We start from the raw sequence: 1,978 nt of genomic DNA, 5'->3' as shown, positions 1-1,978 counted from the left end.
GAAGCCATCATTCCGATGGATCAGAGGCCGATCATGCACTAACAATCAAAATGGACCAGTCAGATGAGGCTGCTCACCCGGTGCAGGTGCCGCCATGTCCCACAGGCCCAGAACACCTAACCACCAAACGAAATCACGGCCGCGGTAGCGACGCGGCGGGCGATCATGCGGACCAACCGACAGGAACACCTTGCGGCCCGCGCGATTCAATTCGTCCGCGATCTGTGCACCGGACGACCCGGCGCCCACAACCATGACGGCACCATCGGCCAGTTGTTCAGGGTTTTTGTAGTTGAAGGAGTGGATCTGTTCGATGTCTTCAGTGCTTGGTACGATTGGCGGTAAAACCGGATGCTGGAATGCGCCGGTGGCTGCAATGATGCGGTTGCATTCAATCTCACCCGCGGTGGTTTTCACCAGAAAACCGCCCTTACCGGGCTGGCGGGTTGCTTCCAGCACCTCGACACCTTCCCGGATCGGCGCCTTAATCATGGCAGCATAGTCAACCAGGTACTGAGCAAACCGGTCCTTGGTTACAAATTCATCAGGATCGTTGCCGTCAAAAAGCATGTTCGGGAAGCGGTCATGCCAAGCGGGGCCGTTGGCCACCAGCGCATCCCAGCGGCCAGTGCGCCACGCTTCAGCCGTGCGGTTCTTTTCCAGCACGATATGCGGGACATTGTTGTTGCTCAGATGCTCACTCGCCGCGATACCGGCCTGTCCTCCGCCAACAACCAGCGTATCCGTCGTTTCAATCGTCATATCGAGATCCTCTATTAGGCACTTCGAGGGTCGCCACCCAAATGGGCGCATCCTTTTTGTAATCTTAGAAATCAACGACGCTTCTGAGAAATATGATCTTGTTAAGCATTGCTTGGGCTATGGCTAAGACCAGATCCCATTTCGACTGGGTTGGGTCGCAGACTTTTCGATGGACTAAAGTCAGCTTTATGCCAGACGCAGCTATTCTGCGATCTCGGCGAATAGCTGGAAGCCAGAGGTCGCATCAATGGCAAATTGATTCTTTCGGATCATGTTGGCTACCTCAATGCCATCCAGTGTGGCTGAAGCCGATCTGAACGACTTGAACCCACGTAAGTGCCGCATGCGTTGTTTGATGAATCTGTGATCCTGCTCGATCATATTGTTTATATGCTTTGACCTGATCGTCTGTACTTTGGCAGGGCAACCGAACCGATTCAGGATTTTGTTCACCTCTCGAATGTCCTCTGCATTGGCACCGCTCTTGTCTATTTCGATTTTGTTTGGGATTCCGTTTGACGACAGTGCTTTAGCAAAGAAATTGGTCGCTGCTGGACGATTTTGCCGTTCGGAAAGCAGGAAATCGAGGGTGTTTACCGCTTTGTCACCTGCGCGATGGCGATCTTCCAATTCCCGCGCACACGAATATAGGTTTCGTCTAAACTCCAGAAATTCTGAGTTGGACGCTTCTTTGATTGCGTACGAGCAGCAACTATCGGCGAGTACTTCGCAATCTACCTATTCTATGTGGCGTGGTCAGCTCACATACCGCGTTCAGCCATGATCTCTTCAAGGCCCTGATAGGAAACCGTGTACCGTAGGTAGAAGAAATCTGCGTACAAGTTTGCATTCCTGGGAAAATGACAGCCTATCAAGAAATCATGCGGAAACCTGTTGGAGAGCAAAACGCAGACAACAAACATCGCTGCATATATGCTCGTCAATCCGGACCGATAGTTTGCGACACGTCTCACCGTACGTCTTCGACAGTTCAGCAAGCGTCATTTCCGCACGGATCGCTTCAAGCGCGACCTTGGCTTTGAATTCACGAGAGCGGTTCTTTCTCGAGCCATTCTGGGTTGTCTCTCTCATCATTTGATCCACCTTAAAAACTGGTCCGATTCCCCGCGGCTACCTCTCCCCGCAGATATGTGATCTGCGGGGATATTGAGTTTTTGTGTGGATTACCTGCTGCGCCAGGCCTGTGTGCGGGCCA

The 1,978-nt window shown here is 52.4% G+C and carries 2 pseudogenes; both read right to left on the bottom strand.

The features are described 5' to 3' along the window. Positions 1–57: 57 nt before the first annotated feature. Positions 58–762 (bottom strand): annotated as a pseudogene (locus tag AC2FLO_RS01055) (flavin-containing monooxygenase); the annotation flags it as partial. Between the two features lie 201 nt (positions 763–963). Further along, positions 964–1,685, bottom strand: a pseudogene (locus tag AC2FLO_RS01050) (IS6 family transposase). Positions 1,686–1,978: the final 293 nt, after the last annotated feature.

The sequence above is a fragment of the Ruegeria sp. TASC047 genome (genome assembly GCF_059612445.1).
This window is presented reverse-complemented; position numbering and strand designations above follow the sequence as displayed.